The organism is Actinoplanes lutulentus, from assembly GCF_003259845.1.
In the GTDB taxonomy this organism is placed as follows: Bacteria; Actinomycetota; Actinomycetes; order Mycobacteriales; family Micromonosporaceae; genus Actinoplanes; species Actinoplanes lutulentus.
Window position 1 is genome coordinate 330,054 of record NZ_QLMJ01000001.1, and the last position, 26,957, is coordinate 357,010.

The following is a 26,957-nucleotide window of genomic DNA, read 5'->3' on the forward strand; positions in this document are numbered from 1 at the left end:
GGGCAGGCATGGACGGGGCGAGGGCCAGACGCCCTGCGCGGGCTTTGGCATGTGCCGATCTCCCTTCAGGCCCGGCGGTTGAGATGCTGGCGGGAATTTCACGGCCGGCGGCGTGGATGAGGTCGCACGCAATGCCACTGTGCGACTTCATCCACGCCAGGGCCGAGACGGGACCTCACACACGCGTTCGGTGTGACCTCATCGCGCCTGCCGGCCTTCTGCGTGTGCCCTTGGCTCGGCCGGCTATCTACCCGCCTGCGAGATCTGCTCCGGCTCACTCCGGTGATCATTTTGGGTGTAGAAAGTGATCGTGTTGACTGCGACCGTCTTTCTTGTCGCGCTCTGTCTGCGGCCGGCGATTACCGCGGTCGGGCCGCTTCTGCCGCAGATCAGCGCTGACCAACAGCTCGGCGAGGCCGCACAGGGGCTGCTCGGCGCGCTGCCGCTGCTCGCGTTCGCGCTGGTCTCCCCGCAGGTGCATCGGCTCGCGCGCCGACTCGGGACGGAGCGGGCGGTGCTTGCCGCACTGCTGGTGCTGGCCGCCGGCGGGGTCGTTCGGGCGTACACAGGGAGTTTTGGTCTTTGGGCCGGAACCGTTGTGATCGGCTGTGCCATCGCGGTGGGTAATGTCCTGGTTCCGGCGATTGTGAAGCGTGATTACGCGGCGAATGTGTCGCGCGCGACCGGGATCTACACGGCGTTCATCACGCTGGCTGCCGCGACCGCTTCCGCGCTGGCCGTGCCGATCGCCGGGCTGGCCGACTGGCGGCTCGCGCTGAGCGTGTGGTCGGTGCTCGCGCTGGTGGTGGCGGTGATCTGGCTGCCGCGGACCCGGGCGAGCGCCGCGCCGGCCGAGACTCCGGCCATCTCAGCAGAGACGGTCAACGTCTGGCGGCAGCCGAGCGCCTGGCTGATCACGGCGTTCATGGGGTTGCAGTCGACCACGTTTTACGTGCTGGTGACGTGGCTGCCGACGATCGAGATCGCCGGCGGGCTGTCCGCACGGACCGCCGGACTGCACCTCTTCCTCTATCAGGGTATGGGCATTATCGGTGGTCTCGCGATCCCGTTTCTGCTGCGTGAGCCGGGTAAGCGCTCGGCCGGCGCGGTCGTCGCGAGTCTGCCGGTGCTGGTGGCGATCCTCGGTCTGCTGGTCGTCCCGGATCTTGCCGTCGCCTGGGCCGCGATGGCCGGTCTCGGTCAGGGCGCTGCGCTGGTCGCCGCGCTCACCCTGATCAGCCTCGGCGGGCGCGATCATGCCGAGACGACGCGGCTGTCCGGAATGGCCCAGTCGCTGGGTTATCTGCTGGCGGCCAGTGGCCCGTTCCTCGCCGGTCTGCTGGCCGAGCAGACCGGCGGCTGGACCGCTTCTCTGATTCTGGTGGCGGGATTCGCGGCGCTGCAGACGGCCGCGGGAGCCGCTGCCGGCCGGGAAAGCCGGCGATGAATCACGCCGCCGCGAGCATTTCCCGCACTGTTGCCGCGTCTTCGTTGGCTCCGAACAATGGCGTTCCGGGCTCCATGCGTACGCCATCGGAAAGTGACCCGGCAATCACCGCGTCGAATCCGAAGGACTCGACCAATGCCGCGGTAGCGGCGAGGGCGTCCGCATCGTCACCGGCGATCGCGATGGCTTTACGGCCGGCGGTTCCGGCGGGCCGGCCCGACTCGTCCAGGTCGTGATAGCCCATGTGGTTGAACGCTTTCACCACCCGGGAATCCGGCAGGAACGCCTGTACCAGGGCGCTTGACGACCCGAGGTCGTCGCGGACGCCGTCGACCTCCCACCAGTAGTTCATCGCGTCGATGACCAGTTTTCCGCGCAGTTCTTCGACCGGCACCGTCTGATATTTGCCGAGCGGCAGGGCGAGAACCACGATGTCCGACCGGGCGGCCGCCTCCGCGGCGGAAACCGCGGCCGCGCCCGGAATCAGCACCTGGACGATCAGGCGGATCTTCGCCGGATCGCCGGATCCCGCCACCAGCACTTCGTGACCGGCACCGACGGCGAGCCGTGCCAGAACGGTGCCGAGTTTCCCGGCGCCGAGAATGCCAATCGTCGTCATTCCGCCATCATCTCCCTGACCATCGGAGCGACCTTAGCCCCGAACAACTCGACGGCCCGCATCCGGGCGCTGACCGGCTGCGCCCCCGCGGTGTAGATCAGGTCGAACCGGCCTACGCCGAGCGACCCGGCGCCGCTAGCGATCTTGCGGGCGACCGTTTCCGGCGACCCGATGTACAGCGAGCCGTGCTCGACCTCCGCGTCGAATTCGGTCTTGCGCAGCGGCGGCCATCCGCGCAGCGCACCGATCCGGTCGCGCTGGATCTTGTAGTGCGGGTAGTAGATCTCCTTGGCGAGGTCGTCGGTGTCCGCGATGAAGCCCGGCGAGTGCATGCCGACCGGGTGCGCGACCGTGCCGAGCTGCTCAGCGGCCCGCCGATACAGGTCGACATAGGGCGCGAAGCGCGACGGCTGACCGCCAATGATCGCGAGCATGAGCGGCAGTCCGTGCTGGGCGGTGCGGACCACCGACTGCGGCGAGCCACCCACGCCGACCCAGGTGGTGAGACGGCCGCTCTCGGTCTTCGGGAACACGTCGGCGTCCACGAGCGCCGGCCGGGTCTGACCGGTCCAGCTCACCGGCTTCTCGTCGAGCAGCTTCACGAACAGGTCGAGCTTCTCCTCGAAGAGCAGGTCGTACTGACTCATGTCGTACCCGAAGAGCGGGAACGACTCGGTGAACGACCCGCGTCCGAGGATCACCTCGGCGCGGCCCCGGGAGATCGCGTCGACGGTGGCGAACCGCTGGTGCACCCGCACCGGGTCGTCCGAGCTGAGCACGGTGACGCCGGATCCCAGCTTGATCCGCTTGGTGAGCGCCGCGATGCCGGCCAGCACCGTTTCCGGCGTGGAGATCGAGTACTCCGGACGGTGATGCTCGCCGAGTGCGATCGCGTCCACGCCGAGCTCGTCAGCGAGCACGGCCTCATCGATCACCTGCCGAATCGCGGCGGCGTGCGAGACGAGTGTGCCGGAGTCGTTCTCCGGCACGTCACCGAACGTGTCGAGGCCCAGGATCATGGCTTCCTCCCGTGTAATTGACGTGTCAGCAAAGTATGATGGACACGTCAACTACCGGAGGTGGGTGTTTATGCCCGGCGGACGAAAGCTCCCCGATCGCGACGAACTGAGCACGTGGCGGGACTTCATCGAGACGACCGACCTGCTGCGCGGCCGGATCAGCGCGCGCCTGCAGGCGGACTCCGGATTGTCGCCGGGCGACTATGCGGTACTGCTGGCGCTGACCGAGGCGCCGGATGGCCGATTGCGATCATCCGATCTGGCTGCCCACATCGGCTGGGAACGCAGTCGCCTGTCCCACCACCTGGGTCGGATGGAGCGCCGCGGGCTGATCCGCCGCGAGGAGTGCCTGACCGACAGCCGCGGCGCCGAGGCGGTCCTCCAGCCGGCGGGCAAGACCGCTTTTGACGCCGCCACGATCCCGCACCTGCGCGCGATCCGCGAGCTCTTCGTCGACGCGCTGACCCCGGAGCAACTCGCCGCCGCCGGCGAGATCGCCGCAGCGCTCGGCCGACACCTGAAAAGCCGTGAAATGCCCTGAAAGCCCCTGAGCCGCAGCCGGTCGTGGCGGCTGCGGCTCAAGGGATCACGACCTGCTCAGACTCGGCACTGCCAGCTGGACGCGTCGTAGAAGTTGGCGAAGCGGTCGAGGCGCGCGTACCCGGAGGTCAGCGTCGAGCAGGCGGTCGCCACGTCGATGTCGTAGTAGGTCGGGCCGGCCCGGCTGTACTGCACGCAGTGCCAGTCGTAGACCGTGGTCCCCAGCAGCGCGGATCCGCTGTACCCCAGCCCGGTGCAGTACGCCTCGAAGTTCGGCGTGACCACGTCCGGCTGCACCGACCAGCACGACACCGAGGTCGGGTCGTAGAAGTCGTCGATCCGGTCGACGATGTACTCGTTCCCGTACGCCCAGCGGCAGGCCGCGTCGAACGCCAGGTCACCTTCACGGCCGTCGGCGACACACTTCCAGTCGTACGCGGTCGAGCCGGTCAGTGTCGCGTCGGCGTACCCGATCGAACGGCAGTAGGCACCGATATCGAGCCCGCCGACCTGGGTGGGCGGCGGAGGTGAGGCGCTGGCCGGGGTGATGGTGGCCAGCACGCCGGCGAGGCCGACGAGCAGCGCGAGGAACATCTTGCTGATCGAACGCATAGCACTCCTGGATTCCATAAGGATCCAGCCTTATCCGTAAATTTCGCGTTACCGAGGGCAGACGGCTAGGCATGGATCCTCCCCAGTGGAGGGAGGCAGGCATAGCCTAGGGTGAATCGATCAGATTGCAAGCTCTTGCAAGATGTGAATCATCTTGCAGTCGAGTGATCCGCAGATGGACGGACCGGTGCCGGACCGCCATGAATCTCCCGGTGCAGCAGCTCCATCCGCTCGTCCAGCCGTGCCGCATCGTTGGCGGCCGCCGTCAGCTCGTCGCGCAGCCGCGCCGGTACCTGCGGGCTGTGCTTGTAGTAGATCTTGTGCTCCAGGCTGGCCCAGAAATCCATCGCCACGGTCCGTAGCTGCACCTCGACCGGCACCGACACCATCCGGTCCGACATGAAGACCGGGATCTCCACGAGCAGGTGCAGGCTGCGGTACCCGTTCGGCTTCGGCTTCTCGATGTAGTCCTTGGTCAGCACGAGTTGCACGTCGGGCTGCCGGGTCAGCATCTCCGCGACGGTGTACACGTCCGAGACGAACCCGCACACCACCCGCATCCCGGCGATGTCACGGATCCGCTGCCGCAAGTCGGTGTACGTGAGCGGGCAGCCGATGCGGCGCGCTTTCGCCAAAATGCTGGCCGGCGTCTTCAGCCGCGGCCGGATGTGCTCGATCGGATTGCCGGTCCCGTGGTGCGCGAGCTCCTCGGCCAGGATGTCCAGCTTCGTATTGATCTCCGCGAGCCCGAACCGGTACACCATCAGGAAATGATTCAGATCGGACATGTGCTCATGGAGCACCTCAGGCACCTGCCCGGTGCCATGCGGCACTAACTGCCCGTCATCTTCTCCGGGACGCGAGGTTGCCACTCCACCGAACCTATCGGTTTCTGCTGCTCCCGGCGTACGTTTGCCTCCACCCGCTGCCCGGCGGCGGTTCCGCCGAGCACCAGTGCGATCCCGGCGAGGGTGACCATGGTCAGGTGCTCCCCGCCCAGCCCCACGCCGATCAGAACCGCCCACACCGGCTCGGTGCCGAGCAGCAGCGACGCCCGCGCCGCCGAGGTCCGGCGGATCGCCCACAGCTGCACGAGGAAGGCGAAAACACTGCAACCCAGCGCCAGATAGGTCACCGCGAGCCACTGATCTTTTCCGTACGCGGAAACGGCCGTACCCAGTGTCGGACCCGCGGCCGCGGTGAACAGCACCGCCCCGACGACCGTCTGCACGGTGGTCAGCGTGACCGTGTCAAAGTCCCGGCCACGAGAGAGATGGCCGGAAAGCGTCACGTGGACGGCTCGGATCACCGCCGCCACCAGGATCAACGCGTCCCCGGCCGACGGTGCCCGCAGGCCCGGCCCGGCGACCAGCAGCACCACTCCCCCGACCGCCACGACGGCGGCAAGGAAGAAGCTCGGCGGCAGGAAACGCCGCCCGATGACGCCTTCGAGCATCGGCGTGAGCAGAATCGTCAGGCTGATCAGGACGCCGGCATTGGTCGCGGAGGTGTGCGCCACCCCGTACGTCTCGAAAGCGAGCACCGAAGCTTGCGTGAGTCCCAGCAGCGTGCCCACCGCGATCTCGCGACGGCTGGGCCGGCGCGGCCGGCGGATCGCGAGCACCGGCAGCATCGCGGCCGCGGAGATCAGATAGCGGAGCGCGAGCAGGGCCAGCACGCCGCCGGCGACCGTCAGGTCCTTGGCGGTGAGGTAGCTGCTGCCCCAGACGATGGCGACGGCCAGCAGCGGGAGGTCCTTGAGCACGAGTACGAGCCTGCGGGCTGCCGCCGATGAAGTCCAGGGACGAGGTTCTGAACCGATGGTGTAGTCATACCTAATGGATCTGCATCATCTGCGCCTGCTGCGCGAACTGGGCGACCGGGGCAGCGTCGCGGCCGTCGCGGAAGCGCTGCACATCACGCCGTCAGCGGTTTCCCAGCAGCTCAAGGTCTTGCAGCGGTCCGCGCGGGTTCCGCTGACCGAGCGCCAGGGCCGTCGTCTCGTGCTGACCGGCGCGGGCCGGGCCCTGGCCGAGGCGGCAGCGGAGATCTGGACGGCGATGGACCGTGCCGACCGGGTGGTGGACGCGTACCTGGAGGACCCGGCCGCTCCGGTGACCGTGGCAGCGTTCCACAGCGCGGCGCTGGCGTATTTCCCAGCCTTGATCAGCGCGGGATCACCCGTGGTCCGGTGTTCGGATCGGGACGTGGCGCACGCCGACTTTCCCGCGCTCGTCGCTGATTACGACCTGGTGGTCGCGCACCGGCTCGCCCACAATCCGCCCTGGCCGGTTGACCGGGTGACGGTGGTGCCGCTGGTGTACGAGCCGTTGTACGTGGCGATGCCCGCCGATCATCGACTGGCCGGGCGGGCGGAGCTGACGGCGGCTGATGTCAGTACGGAACAGTGGATCAGCGTGCATGACGGGTTTCCCTTGCAGGGTGTGCTGACAGCGATCGCGGCGACGGCAGGACGGCCGCTGGACGTGGTGCATCGCATCAACGAGTTCACCGTCGCGGCAGCCGTGGTGGCAGCTGGTGGTGGATTGGCGTTGTTGCCCGGTTTTACGAGCGTCGCCGATCCACGGCTGGTGTTGCGTCCGCTCGCCGACCTGCCGGCCGGGCGCCATATTGACGTGTTGACCAGGCCGGAGACGTTGCATCGGGCTGCGGCCCGGACCGTGTTGAATGCGTTGCGCGAGATCGCGTCAACATCAGGAGTTGAGTTGAGTTGAGTTGAGTTGAGTTGACATGAGTTGAGTTGCGTTGACTCGGCGTGGGTCCAGTCGACGGGACTTTGTCCTCTGCCCCGTCGTGGCGTCAACCTCGACGATGAACGTGAGGACCCCGAGGAGGAAGCCATGCGTACTCCTACTCCTACTGTCGTCGTCGGCACTGATGGTGCCGTCACCGGCAACGATGCAGTCCGCTGGGCCGCCCGTGAGGCAGCCCGCCGTCACGTTCCCCTGCGGGTCGTACACGTTCTCGACTGGGACGGCGGCACATCAGCACTGTCCGATTTCGCCGGCAATGATTTCGCCCTGGCTCAAGAACTCGCCGGCATCGTCGCGGCCGCCGGAGTCTCCACGGCTCGCGACGCCGCCCCGGATGTCGACGCTGAGCCGTTTACGCTGAGCCGTTGACGCTGGTGGGCCGCCCAGCTTCCCGCCTGCTCGCCGCGGCCGAAGGCGCCGAACTCCTCGTCGTCAGAAGCCGCCACCGCGGCAGGATCACCGGCCTGCTGTTCGGCTCGGTGAGCCGGCGTGTCTCCCGAAACGCCCCTTGCCCGGTAGCCGTGATCGCCGACCCGAGCGATTGACCCTTCGTCGGCGCGCAACCTGCGGGGCGATAGCGTCCAGCGACCGGAGCTTGCCTTGATTTGCGATCGAGCAGGGCTCGCATGGCACCCGCAACAGCAGAGCACCCGACCCGGCATCCCTCGGCGTCGCCCGGCCCCGCCCAGCCCCGCTCGGCGTCGCCCGGCCCCGCTCGGCGTCCCTCTGTGTCGCCCGGCCTTGATCGGCGTTGCTCGGGATTCCCGCCCGCCTACGCTGGTTTTCGGGTCGGCGCCACCGAGGAGCGAGCGCACGCGTAACCGAGACGCGCGCCCACGGAACGGCCGCCCAACGATGATGAGGACTCACGTAGTCGCTGCGTGGGCTCGCGTCTCGGCTATAGCGTGGATGAACCCGCACCGAACGATTACGTGCGACCCCATCCACGTCGCGCGGGCCGGTACTTCGCAGTACCCGGAGCTCTCCGCAACACCGCGGAGTTCCGCAGAACCCAGGCCGCCTCCTACCTTCACCACGCTCTGGGTTCCGCAAGCGCCCGGCGCTCCGATCAGCCGGCCAGGTGACGACCAGCGCACACGAACAGTGATGAACCAGCGGGATACACGGCGAATCTTGGAAACCCACTGGTGCCCTGACCCCCGCGAGTCTCCATACATACGGCCCAGCCGGACACCCACCCCGCCAACTCGTCACCCTTCGTGACAAGAGCGGCAGGCAAAGCCCCCCAGAACAATCGCGAGAGCTGAGTGGGCGAAACTCGCCTTTGGCTTCTTGAGTGACCCCCAATCGCCCATTCGGGCAGGTTGGGGAGCCCCGGTCGGTGGCTACCGCAAATGGTGATGTCACGCCAATATCACGCTGTGAATTTGCCTCCACCGCAGGACCCTTGGGGCGGACAGCAGACACCGCCTACCGATAAGCCACCGTCCAAATGGAAGCCTTGGCACAAGACCACGCTCGGCATCATCGGCCTGCTCCTCTTCTGCGTCTGCGGCGTCGCCATTTTCGCGCCCTCTCCGCAATCCGGCAGGACGAACGATCCGGCAGAGGCACCGGCCGCGCAGCAATTGGCCCAGGCCCCAGCAAAAACCGAGACCGCACCAGCCAAAACCGACGCCACCCCAGCCAAAACCGCGGCTGCCCAACCTGAAACCGAGTCCACCCAGGCCGAGACCGGCGAGCCCACCACCAAAGCGCCGCCACCCAGCAAAACCACAACGAAAGCAACGGCGACCAAAGCGCCGTCACCCAAACCGACAACAAAAAAGCCGTCACCCAAGCCCACCACGAAGGCACCGGCCGAAGAAGAAGAGGAAGACGAGGAGCAGGACAGCGGCACCGACCCCCGCTTCCGCACCTGCGGCGCCGCCAACGACGCCGGATACGGCCCCTATTACGAGGGCACCGACCCCGAATACGACTGGTACCAGGATCGTGACAACGACGGCATCGTCTGCGAGCAATAAGAATTCAGGACATCTCCACCGTCTGATGCAGCTCGCGCCGAGACGTGATGCCCAGTTTGGTGAAGATTTTTCGCAGGTGCCATTCGACGGTTCGGGGGCTCAGGAACAGCACCGCCCCGATCTCCGGGTTCGTTCTCCCGGCGGCCGCCAGCCGGACGATCTGGGTCTCTTGAGAGGTCAGCTCCTCGCGTACCCCTGAATGGCGCTTGCGCACCGTCTCACCTGTCGCCAGAAGTTCCCGGCCGGCGCGGTCGGCGAAGCCGGTCGCGCCCATGGTGGTGAATGCGTCGTGCGCCGCGCGCAATTGTTCGCGCGCATCGGCGCGCCGATTCTCCCGGCGCAACCATTCCCCATAAACGAGCTGCGCCCGGGCGAGCTGCACGGTCAGCCGGGTCTCCGCGAACTGCTCCACCGCTGACCGATAGTGATCTTCAAGATGAGGAACAGAGCCCGCGAGCGCGCGGGCCAGCGCCTCGGTGCCGCGCGCCCAGGCCGTTCCCGCTGCTTGGGTACGCTCGACGAGCCGGTCCCGGGCCACCGCGGCAAGACCGTGCTCCCCGGTACGCGCAGCCGCCTCCACCAGCTCGAAAAGCCCCCACTGCAAAACGGCGAGGTCGTCGAAATCGGTCGCCTCCCGCGCCGCCGCCAACGCGGCCGGATAGTTGCCGAGCCCGTTGTGCAGGACGGCCCGGCTGTACGAGGCGACGCCGATCAGCCAGCCGGCACCTCCGGCGAGCGCATCCACTTCCAGGGCGCGGATCAGTTCGAGCGCCGGCTCGGCCCGGCCCTGATGCGCGGCGAGGATGACCGCGGTGGCCGGGTGCGGCGACGGCCCGGCGGTGGTCTGCGCGAGGGCGGCGGCCTCGTCGAGCAGCTCGGTCGCGTCACCGAACCGGCCCGCGTAGATCAGCGCGGTGGCCCGGAACGTGAGCGCGGTGGGCAGCGACGAGAGCGTGCCGGAGGACCGGGCAACGGTGACGGCCCGGGCGGTGCGATCCAGGAACTCGGTGTCGTCCCAGATCTCGTGGACGACCATGCCGGTGAGCCAGAGCAGGTCGAGGTCGCGGCTCTCCGGGATCTCGCCGACCGCGTGTCGCAGCAGCGGCACGGCGGCCGCGATGCCGTCACGCTGCCAGCTGATCATCCCAGCGAGCAGCCGGCCAGCGGGTTCATCCCCATCCGGCAGAGCAGCCGCAGCCTCAACGACCCGCCGCAGATCACCACCACGGCCACCGTCAACGCCGCCAGCACCGTGACCGCGGAAACCGCTGCCCTCGCCGAGCCGACCCGCGTTGACAGCCGCGCCGATCGCCGACAAATACGTCTCACGAGCCGCGGCCGGGTCGAGCTTCTCGAGCCGAGCGGCGGCATCCAGCAGAGGCGGGATCGCGGCCCGCCCGGTGTTACGCGTGAACGCGACCCGAGCCCGCAACCGCTCCGCCGCGGCCTGCTGCACCGCGTCGAGCGGGCCGAGCTCAGCGGCGGCGAGCAGCTCGGGAACCCGCGCGACAGCACCGGAGGCGAACCGCGCGTGCGCGGCAGCGAGGGTACGCCCGGCGCGCACCGCCGAATCCCCGGTGAGTTCCGCCGCCCGTTCCAGGAACGACGCGGCCGCCGCCCGTCCGCCCCGGGCCAGGGCGCGGTCCGCGGAGCGTTCGAGTTCGGCGGCGACCTCCTCGTCGAGCCCGGCCGTGCCGTGACCCCGATGCCACGCCCGCCGATCCGGGTCCTGATCAGGATCGGTCACCTCGGCGAGCGCCCGGTGTACGGCCCGCAGTTGCGCCGGATCGGCGGCACGCCACACTGCCGAACGGACCAGCGGATGCCGGAACCGCACCCGCGTACCGATTTCGATCAGCCCGGACGTCTCGGCGGGCGCCGCCGCGTCAGCGCCGATACCGAGCAGTCCGAGGGCGCGCCAGAGCAGCGGGACATTACCGACCGGTTCGACAGCGGCGGTGAGCAGCAGCAGCCGGGTGTCCGGCGGAAGTGCGGCGATCCGGCGCTGAAAGCCCTCCTCGATACGCCCGGCAAGAGCAGAGCCCCCATCGACGGCCGGGCTCCCGAAACCGAAAGCCAGCTCCGCCGCGTTCAGACCCCGAGGCAATTCCAGCAGAGCCAGCGGATTACCCCGGGTCTCCGCGACGATCCGATCCCGCACCGAGGCGTCCACCAACCCGGGCAACACCGCGTCAAGCAGCGCCCGGGCGTCCTCAGCCGCTAGCCCGTCAACCAGAAGCTCCGGCAGGCCCTCAAAAGGCGAAGGCAAGCCCTCGAAAGGCGAACGCAACCCCTCAAAAGGCGAACGCAACCCCTCAAAAGGCGAGGTCGAGCCCTCGAAAGACGAGGGCCTGCCCTCAAAGGACGAAACCGGACGCGCGGCAAGGATCAACCCGACCGACTCCTCGCCGAGCCGCCGCGCCACGAACGTCAGGATCACCTCGGACATCCGGTCCAGCCACTGCGCGTCGTCGATCACCACGATCAGCGGCCGTTGAGCGGCCGCCTCGGCCAGCAACCCCAGCACCGCCAACCCGACGATCAAAGCATCCGGCGTACGCCCGGCGCTCAACCCGAACGCCGTCGCCAACGCCTCCCGCTGTGGCGCAGGCAATCCGTCGAGGTGCTCCAGAAGCGGCGCGCAGAGCTGCTGCAACGCCGAGTACGCCAGGTCCGTCTCCGGTTCGACACCGGCGACCCGGACCACCCGGCCGGCCGGTGCCTGCCCGGCCAGGTAATCCAGCAGCGCACTCTTGCCGGCGCCGGCCTCGCCACGGAGCACCAGCACCCGGCTGTGCCCGGCGCGGACGTCGCGCAGCAACCGGTCGAGTGTCTCCTGTTCGCGGCGGCGCCCCCGCAGCTCGTTATCCGCGTGCACGTGGTCGGAGATTACACGGGCCGCACCTCGCTCAGAGATCCGTCCTCCAGCCGGAGCCACCGGTCCACCCCGATCTCCCGCAGGAACCGCTCATCGTGGCTGACCACCACGAACGCCCCTTGGTACGCGATCAGCGCCGCCTCCAACTGCCCGGCACTTGCCAGGTCGAGGTTGTTTGTCGGCTCGTCGAGCAGGAGCAACTGCGGGGCTGGTTCGGCGTACAAAACGCAGGCGAGAGTGGCCCGCAAGCGCTCGCCGCCGGAGAGAGCGCGCACCGGCAGGTGCGCGCGGCCGCCCCGGAAGAGGAACCGGGCGAGCAGGTTCATCCGCTCCGCGTCGGGCAGGTTCGGCGCGAACGCCGCCAGGTTCTCCGCGACGCTGCGATCCTCGTCGAGCAGGTCGAGACGCTGGGAGAGGTAGGCGGTCCGCTCGGATCCGCTGATCAATCGCAGGAGCGTCGATTTCCCGGCACCGTTCGGCCCGGTCAGCGCGATCCGCTCCGGCCCGCGGATATGAAGATCAAGACCGCCGGTGGCGAAAAGCGACGAATCAAAGGATGCGCGCAGCCCCGCACCGGAGAACACCGTCCGGCCCGCCGGCACATGCGTCCCCGGCAGCTCCACGACGATCCGGTCGTCCTGCCGAGCGGCCCACCCCGCCGCGTCGAGCCGCGCCTGCGCGTCAGCCACCCGCGACGTGTGCACGTCGTTCGCCTTCGCCGCCGACACCTGAGCATCACGCTTGAGCCCACCGGCAACGATCCGGGCCAGCCCGGCGTCAGCGAGATTCCGCGACGCGGTCGACGCCCGCCGGGCACTCCGCTCCCGCGCCTGCTGCAGCTCCCGCTTCTGCCGTTTCAGATCCTGCGAAGCGTTGCGAACCTCCCGCTCGGCGACCTCCCGCTCACCGCGCAGGGCCTCCTCGTATTCGCTGTAGGTGCCGCCGTACCAGCGGATCTCCCCGGCGTCGAGCGCCGCGATCCGGTCCACCTCGTCGAGCAGCTCCCGGTCGTGGCTGACCAGCAGCAGGCAGCCGCCCCAGGACCGCAGCACCGCGACGAGCCGGTCGCGCGCCGGGCGGTCGAGATTGTTTGTCGGCTCGTCGAGAAGCAGCACGTCGGGGCGTTTCAGCAGCTGGGCGGCGAGCCCGAGGGAGACGACCTGGCCGCCGCTGAGCGTGCCGAGCGTCCGGTCGAGGCCGACGTCGCCGAGACCGAGGCGGTCGAGTTCGGCCCGGCTGCGCTCCTCGACGTCCCAGTCGTTGCCGACCGTGGCGAAATGCTCCTCGGCGGCGTCGCCGCCCTCGATGGCGTGCAGCGCCGCGAGGATCCGGTCGACGCCGAGGACCTGCGCAACACTCTGATCGGAGACGAACGGCAGGTGCTGCGGCAGATATCCGAGCACGCCGCGCACCGAGACGCTGCCGGACGCCGGACGCAGGTCACCGGTGATGAGTTTGAGCAGCGTGGACTTGCCGGCGCCGTTGGCGGCCACCAGGCCGGTGCGCCCGCCGGGCACCGAGAAGGACAGATCCTGGAAGACCGGAGTGTCGTCCGGCCAGGAGAAGGACAGGGTGGAACACACGACGAATGCGTCGGACATGGAAGAACCCCAAAGGTCAAAACCGGTGATGGGTACGACAAACAGGGCCGCGCACCCTCAACAGGGGCGGCCGCGTCGGGTCATTAACCCGGAGATGTCGAGGTCACCTTCCACGTCAACCACCCTAACGCCGCAGCGCACCGATCGTCATGTCCAATACCGCCTCCAGATGATCGGTGCGACCCGTCCCGAGCAGCAGCAACACACCTCCCTGGATCCCTGCGAGCAGCCCCGCGGCGGCCCGGTCCGCCTCCATCGCCGCCGCGATCTCACCCTTGGCCTGCATCCTGCGGATGCCCGCGGCGATGGCGGCCTGCCAGCGTTCCATCAGGCCGTCCACCACGGCCTGCGAGGCGGGGGTACGCCTGCCCGAGCCCAGCAGCACACTCAGCGGACAGTGCGTGCCCTGCAGCCGGTACCGCTCGATCAACCGCACCCGCCACCGCTCCCAGGACTCCCACGAGTCGAGTTCGCCGAGCATCGGCTGCTGGTCGTCGATCACGTTGTCCGCCTCGAACCGCGCCACCGCGATCAGCAGCTCCTCCTTGCCGTCCGGGAAGTAGTGGAACAGCTGGCTCTTGCTGGTGGCGGTCCGTGTCATCACGTCTTCGAGGCGTACCTCGTCCACGCCCCGCTCGCGGATCTCGGCGGCCGCGCCGGCCACGATCCGCGAGCGGGTCTGCTCCCCCTTTGCCGTCAGCGCGCGAGCCGGCATCAGACTCCCAGCGCGTCGTGGAACTTCAGCCAGAGCTCACTGCGGGTCGGGAACGCCGGCACCGCGTGCCGCAGCCGCCGCACCGGCACCTCGCCGACGATCGCGATGGTGGCGGCCTGCAGGAAGTCGGCGACCTCCGCACCGGTGATCGTGACGCCGACCAGCACGTCCCGGTCCTGGTCGATCAGGAACCGCGCGGTCCCGCCGATGCCCCCGGTGAACGCCCCGCCAGCGTTACCGTCGGTGTCCACGTCGACCACCCGGACGTTCAGCCCAGCCTTGGCAGCGCCCGCCACCGTGTAACCGACCGCCGCCACCTGCGGCTCCGTGAAGATCACCCGCGGCGATCCGGGCCCGTCGGCGAGGTGCTCGGTCACGATGCTCCGGCCGAGGATCTCCGCGGCCGCGATGCCGGCCTGATACTTCGCCATGTGCGTGAACAGCGCTTTCCCGTTCAGGTCGCCGATCGCGTACAGCCACTCGCTGCCCGGCACCCGCATCCGCTCGTCGACCGCCACATATCCACTCCCGGCGATCCCGACGCTCTCCAGCCCCAACCCGGCGCTCTGCGGGCTGCGCCCGGCCGCGACCAGGACCTCCCTCGCGCTCACTGCCGCGCCGTCGCTGAGCGTCACGGTCACTTCCTTGTCGGTACGCGTAACCGACACGGCCCGCACGCCCGTCCGAATGTCCGCGCCCTGGTCCCGCAGCACCGCGCTGACCTGCTCGCCAGCAAAGCCCTCCTCCCGGGGAAGCACGTTGCCGATCAGCGTGACGTGCGCGCCCAGCGACGTGTAGGCCTGGGCCATCTCGGTACCGACCACGCCCGCGCCGATGATGACCAGCGACTCCGGGATCTCCTGAGCGGTCGTCGCCTCCCGGTTCGTCCACGGGTTCGCCTCGGCAAGCCCGGCGATCGGCGGCAGCGTGGCCCGGGTGCCGCCGGCGAGGATCACCGCTTTCCGCACCTCGATGACCTCTTCGTCGCCGTCCTTCTCCACGACGAGCCGGCGCTCGCCCACCAGCCTGCCCCAGCCCCGGATCACCTCGATGCCGCGATCGACCAGCCACGGCACCTGGCCGGCGTCGTCCAGGTTGCCGATCAGCTTGTCCCGGTAGGCGAGCACGGCCGGGACGTCGAGCGTCGCGCCGGTCACCCCGGCGGTACGACCGGCCTGCGCGACGAGCTCACCCGGGCGGAGCAGCGCCTTGGACGGAATGCAGGCGTAGAAGGAGCACTCGCCGCCGACCTTGTCACCCTCGACCACCGCGACGCTGAGCCCGGCCTGAGCGAGGTATCCGGCCGCGACCTCGCCACCGGGGCCGGCACCGACAACCACCACATCAAAAGTTCGCATGGTCCTATCGTCTCGCTCGTCGAGCCGGATCAAGCAGCCAGGCCCGCGGCCTCGGCCATGTACGCCGCGTACCAGGCCGGCCAGTCCTCGTCGTGCTTGCCGCCCAGCACCTCGGCCTCGTGCTTGCCGTGCGCGATCGCCGCGTCCCGCAGCGCCTGCTCGACCTCGCCCACCGAGCCGTAAACGACCTGGCTGACCCGCCCGGGCAGCCGCTTCGTCACCTCCTGCAGGAAGAACTGGTTGCCGTCCGGGTCGGTGAACGACAGGAACGAGCCGTACGTCTGCCGGTCCGGGTGCGGCCCGGCGACACGGGCATCCGTGCCGGCGTGGTGGAACACCCCACCGGCGTCGTGGAAGACCTCGCTCACGTCGACACCCTTGGCGACCAGATCGTCGTGGGCGGCCACGATGTCGTCGACGACCAGGTGCACACCTTTCGACGAGCCGGGGGCCGCGTCGGTGACCCCGGACCCGACGATGATCGAGGCGGACGAGCCGGGCGGGGTGAAGTGCACGACCCGGAAGCCTGCCGGCCCCGCGTAGTCGACGTCCTCCCGGAAGCCCAGCCGCCCGTAGAACTCCTTGGCCCGATCGACGTCCGAGACCGGCAGGACCACGATCTCGACCTGGTAATCAACCATTGTTCTCAACCTCCGCCTGTGCCGGATGCCGACCGGCATCCGCATGAACACGATCGCTCGAAGGGCACGGGCATCGCCCCAGGGCAAGTCCCTGGTCCACCCCCGGGCCCCGTTCAGCACGGGTGCAGTCCCCTGGCGTCTACCCCCGGGCCTGTTCAGCACGGGTGCAGTCCCGTGGCGTCTACCCCCGGGCCCTGTTCAGCACGGGTGGGGCGTACCCGGCCGGTTTGTCGCCGATCGCCAGGCCCGGGCTGACGATCCACGCCTGGTACTCCGGCGTGAACATCGAGTACGGCGGGGCCAGGGGCCGCGCGCTCGCCTCGTCGAGAGCCCGGAGCGCGTCGGCCGGCAGCTCGAAGTCGAGGGCGGCCATGTTGCCGCGCAGCTGCTCGGCGCTGCTCGCGCCGATCACGGCCGAGGCCACTCCCGGCTGGTTGACCACCCAGTTGATCGCCACCTGGGCCATCGGCCGGCCCAGGTCGGCGGCCACCTTCTCCAGCGCGCCGATCACCGCACGGTCGTGCTCGCTGATCGCGGGCCCGCTGCCATCGGCACCGCTGAGCCGCCCGGTCCCACCGCTCGCGGGATTCCCGCCATTCGCGTGGTTCCCGGCCGTCGCCTGGTTCCCGGCTTTCGCCTGGTATTTGCCGCTGAGCAGGCCGCCGCCGATCGGGCTCCACGCGGTCAGGCCCATGCCGAGCGATTGGGCCATCGGCACGAACTCGGGCTCGATCACCCGGTTGACCAGCGAGTACGGCAACTGCACGGTCACCATCGGGCTGAGCCCGTGCGCCTCGGCGTAGGTCTGGGCGCGGGACGCGTACCAGGCCGGGACGTCGGAGAGCCCGGCGTAACGGATCTTGCCGGCCCGGACCAGGTCGTCGAAGGTCCGCACGACCTCCTCCACCGGGGTGATCCGGTCCCAGGTGTGCAGCAGGAACAGGTCGAGGTAATCGGTGCCGAGCCGCCGCAGTGAATCGTCGAGGGCCCGGATCATGTGTTTGCGGCCGTTCCCGCCAGCGTTCGGGTCGGCCGGGTCGACCGTGTTGGTGAACTTGCTGGTCAGCACGAGCCGGTCCCGCAGACCCGACCGGGCGATCAGCCGGCCGAGGATCCGCTCGCTCTCCCCCGCCGTGTAGAAGTCGGCCGTGTCGACGAAGTTCCCGCCGTTCTCCACGTACGTCCGGAAGATCGGTTCGGCCTCCTCCTCGCTCTTGCCGTAGGCCGCGTGGAACCCGTCCACGCCGAAGTTCATGGTTCCCAGAGCCAGCCGGCTGACCCGCAGCCCCGACCGTCCGAGCAGGTAATACTGATTCATGGGCCCACTGTGATCCGGCAAAAATGGACCCGCAAGTCCAGAAATCATCGCACCGTCACCCCCTCGGCGAAACGGATCGCCTCCGCACGGGTCAGCGGGATCGCCTCCGCGTCCCAGGTGATGTTCAGCGTCTTGCCGCCGCCCAGGTCCACGTCGATCCGTGGCGGGTCTTCGTAATAGGTGGCCGGCCGCCCGCCGATCGTCACGTGCTCCGGGCCGGCCTCGGCGACCGGCTGGTAGGCCTCGTCGACCACGTAGACGCAGAGGCCGGCCGGCTGACGCTCCGACGCGATCACCTCGGGCGCCGCCACGCAGAGACTGCCCTCGCTCTGGTGCTGCACGCTGAACCCGGACGGCACCAGCGCGAACGCGAGATCGTCCGGCACGCCCGGCCCACTGCCCTGTTTCAGCTCGCGGGCGAACCGCAGGATCTCGTCCTCGTCGCGGTCGCCCCAGCTCAGCACCTGCATCCATTCACCAGCGCCGGCACGCCACCGGACGCCGACGAACTGCTCGCCCGGTTTCGAACCGTCGTAGAGCGACGCTGTCCGCACGGTCGCCGGCCGCCCGCCCACGTCGGCGGTGTGGTCCTCCTCGCCCTCGGACTCCCAGGACGGCTCGATCGGCCCGACCTCGGCCTCCAGGATCGACTCGTCCTGCTCGTAGTGCAGCACCCTGTTCGCACCCATCACCATCGCGGTCGGCTCGCCCAGCCCGCCGGGCACCCAGCCGGGCTCGCGCGGGAAGAGCTGCCCGGCCGGGATCGGCCACACCCAGTCGATGGCCGGAACCGACGACGCGGACGGCGCCGGTGTCGCCGGCATGATCGGCGCGGACCGGTCATCGCGGGCGGCGAGGATCGCCGGCACCGTGGCCACCGCCGTGATCGCCACGACGGCCGCGCCGGTGGCCAGCACCGCACGGCGGCGCCGGTCACGGCGGACCCCGGAGGTGACGCCCTCCCAGAGATCACGATGAGGCGCCGGCTCGGCGGCGTGCTCGTGCAGGGCGATGCGCAGATCGTCTTCCAGACTCACGACGAAGCTCCTTCCCCGGAAACGGACGGGACCAGCTCGGCCCGCAGTCGCGACAGGCCACGCGCGGCGTGCACCCGGACGGTCGACGGCGAGCAGCGCAGCACCTCAGCGATCTGTTTGTCGTCGAGGTCCTCGTAGTAACGCAGCACCAGGACGGCCCGCTGCGCCCGGCTCAGCAGAGCGAGCCGGGTCCACAGATCGGCCCGGGTCGCCTGCTCGTCGGCCATGTCGCCGGCGATCGGCCGGTCCTCCGCGACCGCGCCGGGCCGCTCCCCGCTGGATCGGCGGCGCAACCAGCTCACGTGCGAGCGGACCAGAGCGGTCCGCAGATAGCTGTCGGGCTGGTCGGCCTCGATACGATGCCATCGCCGATAGGCCTTGACCAGCACTTCCTGCACGAGATCCTCGCCGAGATGCCGGTCGCCGCACAGCAGGTAGGCGAATCGGCGCAAGGCGTCGCCACGCGCTCTCACGTACTCCTCGAAGCCGCTCCGCATGAATTCCCCCCTCACCATGAAAGACGAGCCGGGCGACCGGACATGTTTACAAGACCAGCCGTGTTTGCAAGACCCGCTGTGCCTGCAGGACCCGCCGTGTTTGCAAGGCACCGCCAACAGGAGTAGGAAAGGCAGGCTCAAGATCTGTACGGGGGAAATATGTCGTTGATCCTCTGCGAGAGCCTGGTCCGGATCTACCAGACCGGCTCGATCGAGGTACAGGCTCTGCAAGGTCTCGACCTGTCCGTCGACGCCGGCGAGATGATCGCCGTGGTCGGCGCGTCCGGCTCCGGCAAGTCCACTCTGCTCTCCATCCTGGCCGGTATCGACGCGCCCACCGCCGGCCGCGCACACGTCGACCAGTGGGACCTGCTGGCGATGTCCCGCGCCGACCGGGTGCGGTACCGCAGGCAGACGGTCGGGTTCGTCCGGCAGCAGACGGCGAGCAACCTGGTTCCGTACCTTTCGGCCAAGCAGGTGATCGACCTGCCGATGGCCGCCGCCCGGATGCCGAAGCGAGACCGGCGCGAACGCGCCGGTGAGCTTCTCGAGACGCTCGGCATCGCCGACTGCGCCGACCGGCGGCCCTCGCAGATGTCCGGCGGCCAGCAGCAGCGGGTCGCGATCGCGGTGGCGCTCGCCAACCGGCCGCGGGTGCTGCTCGCCGACGAGCCGACCGGCGAGCTCGACACCACCACCTCGGCCGAGGTTTTCGAGGCGTTGCGGCACGTCAACCGGGAGTTCGGTGTCACCGTCGTGGTGGTCACCCACGATCCGTCGGTGAGCGGCCAGGTGGAGCGCACGGTGGCGATCCGCGACGGCCGGACCAGCAGCGAGGTGCTGCGCCGCACCGCCACCGCCGAGAACGGCGACACCCACGTGATCGCCGAGGAGTACGCCGTGATGGACCGCGCCGGCCGCGTGCAGATCCCCCGCGAGTACCGCGAGGCCCTGGCGATGACCCGCCGGGTGCGCCTCGCCCTGGAGACAGGTCACATCACGGTCCACCCCGCGGAAGATCAAAAATGACCCTCCTGACAGTCCGAAAGATCACGCGCACCTTCGGCGAGAAAGAAACCGCGGTGCACGCCCTCCAGGACGTGAGCTTCGACGTCGAAGCGGGCACCATGGTCGCCCTGGTCGGGCGCTCCGGATCCGGCAAGACCACCCTGCTCAACGTGATCGGCGGCCTGGACCGCCCGGACACCGGCACCGTGCACGTCGACGGCGTCGAGGTGACCGCCCTCGACGAGGACGGCCTGTCGCTGCTGCGCCGGGAGAAGGTCTCGTACGTCTTCCAGACGTTCGGCCTGATCCCGGTCCTGTCCGCCGCTGAGAACGTGGGCGCGCCGCTGCGGCTGGCACGCACCCCGGCGGCCGAGCGCGAACGCCGGGTGGCCCTGCTGCTCGACCTGGTCGGGCTCGGTGACCACGCCGGGCAGCGGCCGGGCGAGCTCTCCGGCGGCCAGCAGCAGCGGGTCGCGATCGCCCGGGCCCTGGCCGCCTCGCCGCGGCTGCTCATCGCCGACGAGCCGACCGGCCAGCTCGACGCCGACACCGGCCGATCGGTGATGGCGCTGCTGCGCGGGGTGGTCGAGTCCGAGGGCGTCACCGCGCTGATCTCCACCCATGACCCGATCATGATGGCGCTTGCCGACCGCGTGATCCGGATCAACGACGGCCGGATCACGGAGTGACCGGGCTGCTCCTCGGGCGGGCGCGGGCGCAGTGGCAGCTCCTCGCCGTCCTGGTCGCCATCGTGTCGCTCGGCGCCACCCTGCTCGGCACCTGTGCGCTGCTCGTGACGCGTACCGCGGACCGCGCCCTGGAGGTGGCGGCGTCCCGGTCGACGGCCGAGGACGCCCAGGTCACCGCGTACAACGTGACGGTTCTGGGCGCGGACGCCGCCGGGGTCGCGGCGGACACCCGGGACCTGCTGACCAGCTCGCTCGCGCCGTTCGAGGTCCGCACCGACGGGCGTGCCTCCAGCGTGCTGCGCGCGCTGTCGAAGGACTCCGCCGGATATCTCTCCGCCGTCCAGGACCTGCCCGCCAGCGCCGAGCTCGCCACCGGGCGCTGGCCCTCCGCCCCGGGCGAGGGCGTCGTCCTGGAGACCACGGCGCGCCAGCTCGGCGTCACCACCGGCAGTCGCGTACGCCTCGGCCCCGAACTGTCCCGCGACCCCGCACCGGCGCTGACCGTGACCATCGTCGGGGTGGTACGCCCACTGGTCGGCACCGGCTGGGACCGTGATCCGCTGGCCGGCGCCGGATTCGACCCGGCGTACCGGGACACGAGTTCCCTGCGCGACTCCCGCGCGTACGGCCCGTTCCTGGTCGGCTGGGACGACCTGCTCGCCACCGGCTCCACCCTCGACCGGCTGGAGATCACCGCGGTGCCGGACCTGTCCGCGCCCCGGCTGGCGGACCTGGACGCCGTCACGGCGAACGTGCGCACCGCCGATCGCCGCCTGGCCCGCGTCCTCGGCGAGCGGGTACGCATCGAGCGGGTCGCCTCCCAGCTGCCCTCGGTGCTCCAGTCGTCGCGGCACCAGCAGCAGGTCACCAACGCGGCGGTCCTCGCCGTGGCGGTCCTCGGCGCGGTACTCACCGCCACCGCGCTGTCCCTGGCCGGCCGCCTCACCACCGATCTGCGCGCCGCCGAGTCCGCGCTGCTCTCGTCGTTCGGCGCGGGCCGCGGCCAGCTCGCCGGGGTGGCCGCCATCGAGGCCGCCGCGCTCGCGCTGCTCGCCACCGCGCTGGCGATCCCGGCGTCCTCGCTGCTGCACACCGCGCTCACCCACCTGCCACCGCTGGGTGGCGCCGGCCTCGCATCCGCGCCGACGATCACCGCTGCCCAGGTGCTCACCATCGCCGCGGGCGCCGCCGCACTCGCCGTCATGCTGATCGTTTCCGGTCTGCGGGCCGCCCCGGCCACTGACGAACGGACCCGCCGCGACCTGCTGGCCCGCTCCGGCGCCGACATCCTGCTGGTCGCGCTGGCGGCCGGCGGCTGGTGGCAGCTGCGCGCCCAGCCCACCGGCGATGCCGGCGGCCCCGACGTGGTCCGGGTCCTGGCGCCGGCACTGCTGCTCATCGCCGGCGCGGCCCTGGCACTGCGTCTCGCGCCACCCGCGCTCGCGCTCGCCGACCGCCTCGCCCGCCGCGCGAACAGCCTCCCGCTGCCCCTCGCCGCCTTCGAGGCCGCCCGCCGTCCGCAGGCCACCGCGGCCGGGCTGCTGGTCACCCTGGCCTGCGCGTCCGCGACGTTCGGCATCGCCCTTGACGCCACCTGGGAACGCTCGCAGCGCGATCAGGCCGCCCTCGCCGTCGGCACCGACCTCACCCTCGCGCTCACCCAGCCACCAACAGCGGGTCAGGGCGCTGCCGTGGCGGCCGCGACCGGTGGAACGGTCAGCCCCGCCGTCGACCGAGGCGTAGCCGTCGGTCAATGGCTGGGCGGTGCCGGCGCCGCTCCCCGCCTGGTCGCGGTCGACACCGACCGGGCCGGCGCACTGCTGCGCGGCCGTCTTGACAACGGCCGCACCTGGGCACAGGTGGGCGCGAAACTCGCCGCGCCGGCCGGGGCCGAGGGCCTCCCTCTCACCGGTACGCCCACTCTCACCGGCACCGCGAGCTCCGGCGCTCACCTGTCGGTGACCCCGGAGCTCCTCCTCGAGGACGCGACCGGCCTGCGAACCACTTGCGCAACCGCGCCGGTCACCCTCGACGCGCGGCCACACCGGCTGGGCGCGTGCGTTCCGCCTTCTGGGGTACGCGTGATCGCGGTCGCCGTCCCGGTGACCGGCGACGCCATCTCCTGGGACGCGACGGCAACCAGCGACATCGTCATCACCCTGACCATCCCCGGCACCACTCCTGCCTCGGCGAAATGGACCGCGACCTCGGCAGCGCCGTCCGCCGAGCAGCTCACCGATCCGGCCGTCACGACCGGCCGAAGTGGGCTGCGGATGACCGGGACCGTTCAGCTCGGCGGCCCGCCGGAAGCGGCCCGCACCCTGGTCGCGACCGCGTTCGAAGACCCCGGACCGGTTCCGGTCGCGGTCTCCGCCGGCTTCGCCCACGACCTTGGGGTACGGGTGGGTGGCCGGCTGGATCTGACCATCGGACTGACCGCCGTGCCGATCACGGTCGCCGACCTGGTGCCGGCGGTACCCTCCGCACCCGGCGGCGCCGCCCTGCTCGCCGACCTGGACACCCTCTCCCGTGCCCTGGCCGTCCGCGGCGACCTCGGATCCCCGGTGGACGCCTGGTGGGTCGGCGATCCGGTCCACACCGAGCTCACCGGCCTGCACCTGGGCACGGCCGTCACCCGCGCCGGCGAGACCGACCGGCTCACCGCCGGACCGGTGCCCGCCGGGCTCCCGGCCGTGCTGCGGCTGCTCGTACCGGCGGCCGCCCTGCTGCTGCTCGCCGGCGTGCTCCTGCACGTCACCTGCGACCTGCAGGCCCGTGCCCTCGAAGTGGCCCGGCTGCGCGGCCTCGGCATGACCCGCCGCGAGATCCGCAGCACGCTGCTCGGCCAGCACATGGTCGTCCTGCTCCCGCTCTGGGCGGCCGGCGCGGCCGTCGGAGCGCTGTCCACCTGGATCGTCGCGCCCCTGCTTGTACGCTCGGAAACCGGCGCCGCCCCCGTACCCGATGTGGTTCCGATGTGGCCCTGGCCGGCGCAAGCCGGCCTGCTGACCGCCCTGCTCGCCGCCGCACTCATCGCGGTCACCTCCGTCGTGCTGGTGCAGTCCCGCCGCGCCGACGCCGCCCACCTGCGAGTCGCCTCATGAAGCTCCCCAGTCCGCGTTGGCCGAGCCTGCGCCGGCCGGTCCTGCACTGGCCGGTCCTGCACTGGCCGGTCCTGCACTGGCCCAGCATCCGGGGCCGGGCGCGGGCCGACGCCGGGCCGCTGGTGCTCACCGCCGTCGTGGTCGCCGTGGTGTCCGCGCTGGCCGGGGCGGTGCCGTCGCTGCTGCGGTCGACCGCTGACGAGGCCGTCCGGGACGCGGTACGCCGGGCCGGCAGCAACGCCGACGTGACCGTGACCGCGCGCTGGGAGCCGGACGACGGCGAGACCGGCCGGATCCGGATGCCGCGGCTCGCCGAGGACGTCACCGCGCTGCGGGAACGCGCCCTCAACGAGCTCGGCGGAGGCCTGCGCGCAGCGCTGCTCCCGCCGGTCGCCGGGGTCATCACGCCTACCCTCAAGGTCACCGACGGGAGCGTGCTGCGGACGCTGCGGCTCGGGTACCTGTCCCGCGACGGCGGACCGGCCGTCACCTGGCTCACCGGCGGTGAACCCGGACCGACCGAGGAAGGGTTCCCCGAGGTGGCGCCGTCCGGGCCGCCCTGGACCGTGTCGATCGGCCTGTCCGAGACGGCGGCCGCCGCGTTCGACGCCGAGCCCGGCGACCACATCCCGGTCGCCGACGAGAAGGGCAACCCGAAGGACGTCGTGGTCAGCGGCGTGTTCCGGCCCGCCGACCCGGCCGACCCGGCGTGGCGGCTCGCGCCCTGGCTGCTCGAACCGGTGACCGGGGCGGACGGCCTCGGCAGCACCCGGTTCGGCGGCCTGCTCTCCGCCGCGTCGCTGCCCGACGCGCGGCTCGCGTTCGGACCCGACGACACCAAACGCACGGTCTGGTTCAGCCCTGACCCCGACGTGCTGACCTGGGAATCCGCCGACCGGATCGCCGCGACCGCGGTGACGCTCAAGGCCACGTCCGCGTCGTCCAGCTCGTTCGACACCGCCTCGACCTGGAACACCCAGCTCGACGCGGTGCTGCGCGACGTCCGCGAACAGGTGAACGCCGCCTCTGCGCAGGCGTCCGTGCTGCTCATCGCGGTGCTCACGGTCGCCGTACTGGTCCTGCTGCTGGCCGCCGGGCTGGTCGTGCACCGGCGCACCCCGGCGCTGGCCGTGGCCCGGCAGCGCGGCACCGGACTGCCCGTCCTGGCGATCGAGCTGGTCATCGAGTCGGCCACTGTCGCACTGTTCGCTGCCGGGATCGGGCTCGCTTTTGCGCGTACCCTCGTCTCGCAGAGCGTGAGCGGCAACGGCCCGCAGCCTTCTTTCGGGGTTGCGGCCCTGGTCGCGGTGGTGCCGGTGGTGCTCGCGGCCGTCATGGCCGCGCCCGTGCTCGCGGTGATCGCCGCCGCGCGCGCGACCCGCGACCGGCGCGCGCCCGCCAACCGCAGCGCCCGGCGGCGGGTCGCACGGACCGCCCAGATGCGCCGGGTCGCGGGAGAGCTCGCCGTATTCGCTGTGGTCGCGGCGGCGTTCGCGGCACTGCACCAGCGTGGGGTACAGCCGGGAGCCGCTGTTTGGTTGCCTGCGGCCGCGCCAACGCTCGGTGTTCTCGCCGGTGCGCTGATCGTGTTGCGGCTGGCGCCGGTGGGAGCCGGATTCGCGCTGCGGTGGGCGGTGCGGTCGACGCGGCCGCTCGCGGTTTTCGGGGCGTCCCGGGTCGCGGAGACTGCCGGACGGGTGTTGCCGCTGGTCACGATGGTGGTCGCGGCGGGGTTGCCGGTGTTCGCTTTTACCGTCGCCGGAACCGTGGAGGCGGGGCTGCGCGACGGCGCGTGGCGGACGGTCGGGGCGGAGGCGCGGCTGGACCTGGCGCCGGATTCGTTGGCTTCGCCGGAGTTGGTACGGCGGATCGCGGGGCAGCGTGGTGTCTCGCATGTTGTGGCTGGTCAGGTGATTGATGGCGCGCGCATCGTCGCGGAGGAGGTGACGGTGTCGCCGCGCCTGGTGATCGTGGATGCGAGGGCGTTCCGGGAGTTGCTGGAGGACACACCGCTGCCTGACGGCGGGGCCCTGGCAGGGCTGGAGTCTTCCGCTTCGCCATCCGCTTCAGCGTCCGCGCCGGCAACTGCTTCGGCATCCGCTTTGCCGACCCTCTTCCCGGACAAATCGGAAATGTCGGATGAGGGGTCTTCTGTGCCGGCGCTGGTTCTGTCGGCTGACGGCGGCATGCGGGTCGGGATGAAGCTTCAACTGCTCCGCGACGACGCGCCCGCCGTGGCGCTCACCGCCATCGGAACAGCACCCGCGATCGGTGGCGCTCCCGACGTAGTCCTGGTCGACGCGAACGCCCTCGCCACCGCCGGAATGACCGCCGAACCGGACACGATCTGGGCCACCGGCCCCGGCGCCGCGCAGGCGATCACCACCAGCGGGGTAGCCGGTGACGCCGTGATCCGCACCGAGATCCTGCGGGAACGGCACGACGCTCCCCTGGTCAGCGGCCTGCTCCGGCTGGCGTGGGCTTCGGCCGTGGTGATGCTCGCGCTGGGGCTGCTCGGGTTCACGCTCAGCGCGGCGGCCACCGCACCGGACCGCTGGCAGACACTCACCCGGCTACGCACCATCGGCCTGCGCCCCCGCGACGCCCGCCGGGTCGCGACAGCGGAATTGTTGCCGCTCGCCGCGGTGGCCGCTCTCGCGGGTCCGGCGCTGGGACTGGGGCTGGCCTGGCAAACGCTGGGCCCGCTGGCACTACGCCTGCTGACCGGCCAGTCAGCCGACCCGGCCGCGCACCTGCCCTGGCCGGCACTGATCGTGGTGTCCACGTCGTTCCTGGTCGTGGCGCTGGCAGTGGCACCGGCCGAGTCCGCCCTACGCCGCCGCCAGCACCTGAGCGAAGTCCTCCGAGTAGGCACCTGACCGAGTAGCCACCTGACCGGCTGAACACCACGGCCGCCGTGCGTGACAGCCGGCAGCCGTGGCGTTAAGCCACAACCAGCTGTACGCCACGGTCGCCGTGCGTGACAGCCGGCAACCGTGCCGTACAGCCGACAATCACGCGCGACAACCGGCACGCGATCCGGCTCGCGCTCACGGTCGCCCAACGCGCTAAACAACGACCACAAGCACAAGCCGGCCGAAACTGGCTTGTG

The 26,957-nt window shown here is 70.5% G+C and carries 23 protein-coding genes; 10 read left to right on the top strand and 13 right to left on the bottom strand.

Annotated elements, in window-relative coordinates; all coding sequences use genetic code 11:
* Positions 1-310 precede the first annotated feature (310 nt).
* Positions 311-1,447 (top strand): MFS transporter, encoded by a 1,137-nt coding sequence (locus tag B0I29_RS01315; protein ID WP_245972114.1) that lies wholly within the window; start codon positions 311-313, stop codon positions 1,445-1,447.
* Between the two features lies 1 nt (position 1,448).
* Here B0I29_RS01315 and B0I29_RS01320 read toward each other — a convergent pair whose 3' ends face one another.
* Both B0I29_RS01320 and B0I29_RS01325 read right to left on the bottom strand, forming a co-directional pair.
* Complete coding sequence (locus B0I29_RS01320; protein ID WP_111646934.1) at positions 1,449-2,066, bottom strand: NADPH-dependent F420 reductase; 618 nt, start codon at positions 2,064-2,066, stop codon at positions 1,449-1,451.
* On the bottom strand, positions 2,063-3,085 hold the full coding sequence (locus B0I29_RS01325) for an LLM class flavin-dependent oxidoreductase (RefSeq protein WP_111646935.1): 1,023 nt from the start codon (positions 3,083-3,085) through the stop codon (positions 2,063-2,065). The genes B0I29_RS01320 and B0I29_RS01325 overlap by 4 nt, the downstream gene beginning before the upstream one ends.
* Positions 3,086-3,155: 70 nt before the next feature.
* Between B0I29_RS01325 and B0I29_RS01330 the strand changes: the two genes are divergently transcribed.
* Complete coding sequence (locus B0I29_RS01330; protein ID WP_111646936.1) at positions 3,156-3,626, top strand: MarR family winged helix-turn-helix transcriptional regulator; 471 nt, start codon at positions 3,156-3,158, stop codon at positions 3,624-3,626.
* Positions 3,627-3,682: 56 nt separating this feature from the next.
* Here B0I29_RS01330 and B0I29_RS01335 read toward each other — a convergent pair whose 3' ends face one another.
* The 3 genes from B0I29_RS01335 to B0I29_RS01345 all read right to left on the bottom strand — a co-directional run bounded on the left by B0I29_RS01335 (position 3,683) and on the right by B0I29_RS01345 (position 6,002).
* Complete coding sequence (locus B0I29_RS01335) at positions 3,683-4,237, bottom strand: hypothetical protein (protein ID WP_111646937.1); 555 nt, start codon at positions 4,235-4,237, stop codon at positions 3,683-3,685.
* 149 nt (positions 4,238-4,386) lie between these two features.
* Positions 4,387-5,025 (bottom strand): GTP pyrophosphokinase, encoded by a 639-nt coding sequence (locus tag B0I29_RS01340; RefSeq protein WP_221401711.1) that lies wholly within the window; start codon positions 5,023-5,025, stop codon positions 4,387-4,389.
* Between the two features lie 44 nt (positions 5,026-5,069).
* A complete protein-coding gene (locus B0I29_RS01345; protein ID WP_111646939.1) occupies positions 5,070-6,002 on the bottom strand; it encodes a DMT family transporter in 933 nt (310 codons plus the stop codon).
* Positions 6,003-6,075: 73 nt separating this feature from the next.
* Between B0I29_RS01345 and B0I29_RS01350 the strand changes: the two genes are divergently transcribed.
* The 4 genes from B0I29_RS01350 (at position 6,076) to B0I29_RS46275 (ending at position 8,999) form a co-directional block, all read left to right on the top strand.
* A complete protein-coding gene (locus B0I29_RS01350; RefSeq protein ID WP_111646940.1) occupies positions 6,076-6,972 on the top strand; it encodes a LysR family transcriptional regulator in 897 nt (298 codons plus the stop codon).
* Between the two features lie 126 nt (positions 6,973-7,098).
* Positions 7,099-7,380: a universal stress protein gene (locus B0I29_RS01355; protein ID WP_111646941.1), complete on the top strand. Its 282-nt coding sequence runs from the start codon at positions 7,099-7,101 to the stop codon at positions 7,378-7,380.
* A 5-nt stretch (positions 7,381-7,385) separates the two neighbouring features.
* A complete protein-coding gene (locus B0I29_RS01360) occupies positions 7,386-7,556 on the top strand; it encodes a universal stress protein (protein ID WP_245972171.1) in 171 nt (56 codons plus the stop codon).
* Between the two features lie 837 nt (positions 7,557-8,393).
* A complete protein-coding gene (locus B0I29_RS46275) occupies positions 8,394-8,999 on the top strand; it encodes an excalibur calcium-binding domain-containing protein (RefSeq protein WP_220091252.1) in 606 nt (201 codons plus the stop codon).
* A gap of 4 nt (positions 9,000-9,003) precedes the next feature.
* Here B0I29_RS46275 and B0I29_RS01370 read toward each other — a convergent pair whose 3' ends face one another.
* The 8 genes from B0I29_RS01370 to B0I29_RS01405 all read right to left on the bottom strand — a co-directional run bounded on the left by B0I29_RS01370 (position 9,004) and on the right by B0I29_RS01405 (position 19,044).
* Complete coding sequence (locus tag B0I29_RS01370; protein WP_111646943.1) at positions 9,004-11,877, bottom strand: ATP-binding protein; 2,874 nt, start codon at positions 11,875-11,877, stop codon at positions 9,004-9,006.
* 11 nt (positions 11,878-11,888) lie between these two features.
* On the bottom strand, positions 11,889-13,478 hold the full coding sequence (locus B0I29_RS01375; RefSeq protein WP_111646944.1) for an ABC-F family ATP-binding cassette domain-containing protein: 1,590 nt from the start codon (positions 13,476-13,478) through the stop codon (positions 11,889-11,891).
* A gap of 124 nt (positions 13,479-13,602) precedes the next feature.
* Positions 13,603-14,193: a TetR/AcrR family transcriptional regulator gene (locus B0I29_RS01380; protein WP_111646945.1), complete on the bottom strand. Its 591-nt coding sequence runs from the start codon at positions 14,191-14,193 to the stop codon at positions 13,603-13,605.
* Complete coding sequence (locus tag B0I29_RS01385; protein WP_111646946.1) at positions 14,193-15,551, bottom strand: dihydrolipoyl dehydrogenase family protein; 1,359 nt, start codon at positions 15,549-15,551, stop codon at positions 14,193-14,195. The genes B0I29_RS01380 and B0I29_RS01385 overlap by 1 nt, the downstream gene beginning before the upstream one ends.
* Before the next feature lie 29 nt (positions 15,552-15,580).
* Entirely contained in the window at positions 15,581-16,192 is a 612-nt protein-coding gene (locus B0I29_RS01390) for a VOC family protein (RefSeq protein WP_111646947.1), read from the bottom strand.
* 181 nt (positions 16,193-16,373) lie between these two features.
* The gene (locus B0I29_RS01395; protein ID WP_111646948.1) at positions 16,374-17,510 is read right to left on the bottom strand and encodes an aldo/keto reductase; all 1,137 of its coding nucleotides are present in this window, start codon (positions 17,508-17,510) and stop codon (positions 16,374-16,376) included.
* Between the two features lie 44 nt (positions 17,511-17,554).
* Positions 17,555-18,547, bottom strand: a complete 993-nt coding sequence (locus tag B0I29_RS01400; RefSeq protein ID WP_111646949.1) for a hypothetical protein — start codon at positions 18,545-18,547, stop codon at positions 17,555-17,557.
* Positions 18,544-19,044, bottom strand: coding sequence for a SigE family RNA polymerase sigma factor (locus B0I29_RS01405; protein ID WP_111646950.1), 501 nt, complete (start codon positions 19,042-19,044; stop codon positions 18,544-18,546). Before B0I29_RS01405 ends, B0I29_RS01400 begins: the two co-directional genes overlap by 4 nt.
* 159 nt (positions 19,045-19,203) lie before the next feature.
* Here B0I29_RS01405 and B0I29_RS01410 point away from each other — a divergent pair, with 159 nt between their 5' ends.
* Genes B0I29_RS01410 through B0I29_RS01425 form a run of 4 tightly spaced genes read left to right on the top strand, consistent with a single transcriptional unit; the run spans position 19,204 to position 26,724 of the window.
* The gene (locus B0I29_RS01410; protein ID WP_111646951.1) at positions 19,204-20,073 is read left to right on the top strand and encodes an ABC transporter ATP-binding protein; all 870 of its coding nucleotides are present in this window, start codon (positions 19,204-19,206) and stop codon (positions 20,071-20,073) included.
* The gene (locus B0I29_RS01415) at positions 20,070-20,741 is read left to right on the top strand and encodes an ABC transporter ATP-binding protein (protein ID WP_111646952.1); all 672 of its coding nucleotides are present in this window, start codon (positions 20,070-20,072) and stop codon (positions 20,739-20,741) included. The genes B0I29_RS01410 and B0I29_RS01415 overlap by 4 nt, the downstream gene beginning before the upstream one ends.
* A complete protein-coding gene (locus tag B0I29_RS01420; protein ID WP_111646953.1) occupies positions 20,738-23,845 on the top strand; it encodes an FtsX-like permease family protein in 3,108 nt (1,035 codons plus the stop codon). Before B0I29_RS01415 ends, B0I29_RS01420 begins: the two co-directional genes overlap by 4 nt.
* Positions 23,842-26,724: an FtsX-like permease family protein gene (locus tag B0I29_RS01425; protein ID WP_245972115.1), complete on the top strand. Its 2,883-nt coding sequence runs from the start codon at positions 23,842-23,844 to the stop codon at positions 26,722-26,724. The genes B0I29_RS01420 and B0I29_RS01425 overlap by 4 nt, the downstream gene beginning before the upstream one ends.
* Positions 26,725-26,957: the final 233 nt, after the last annotated feature.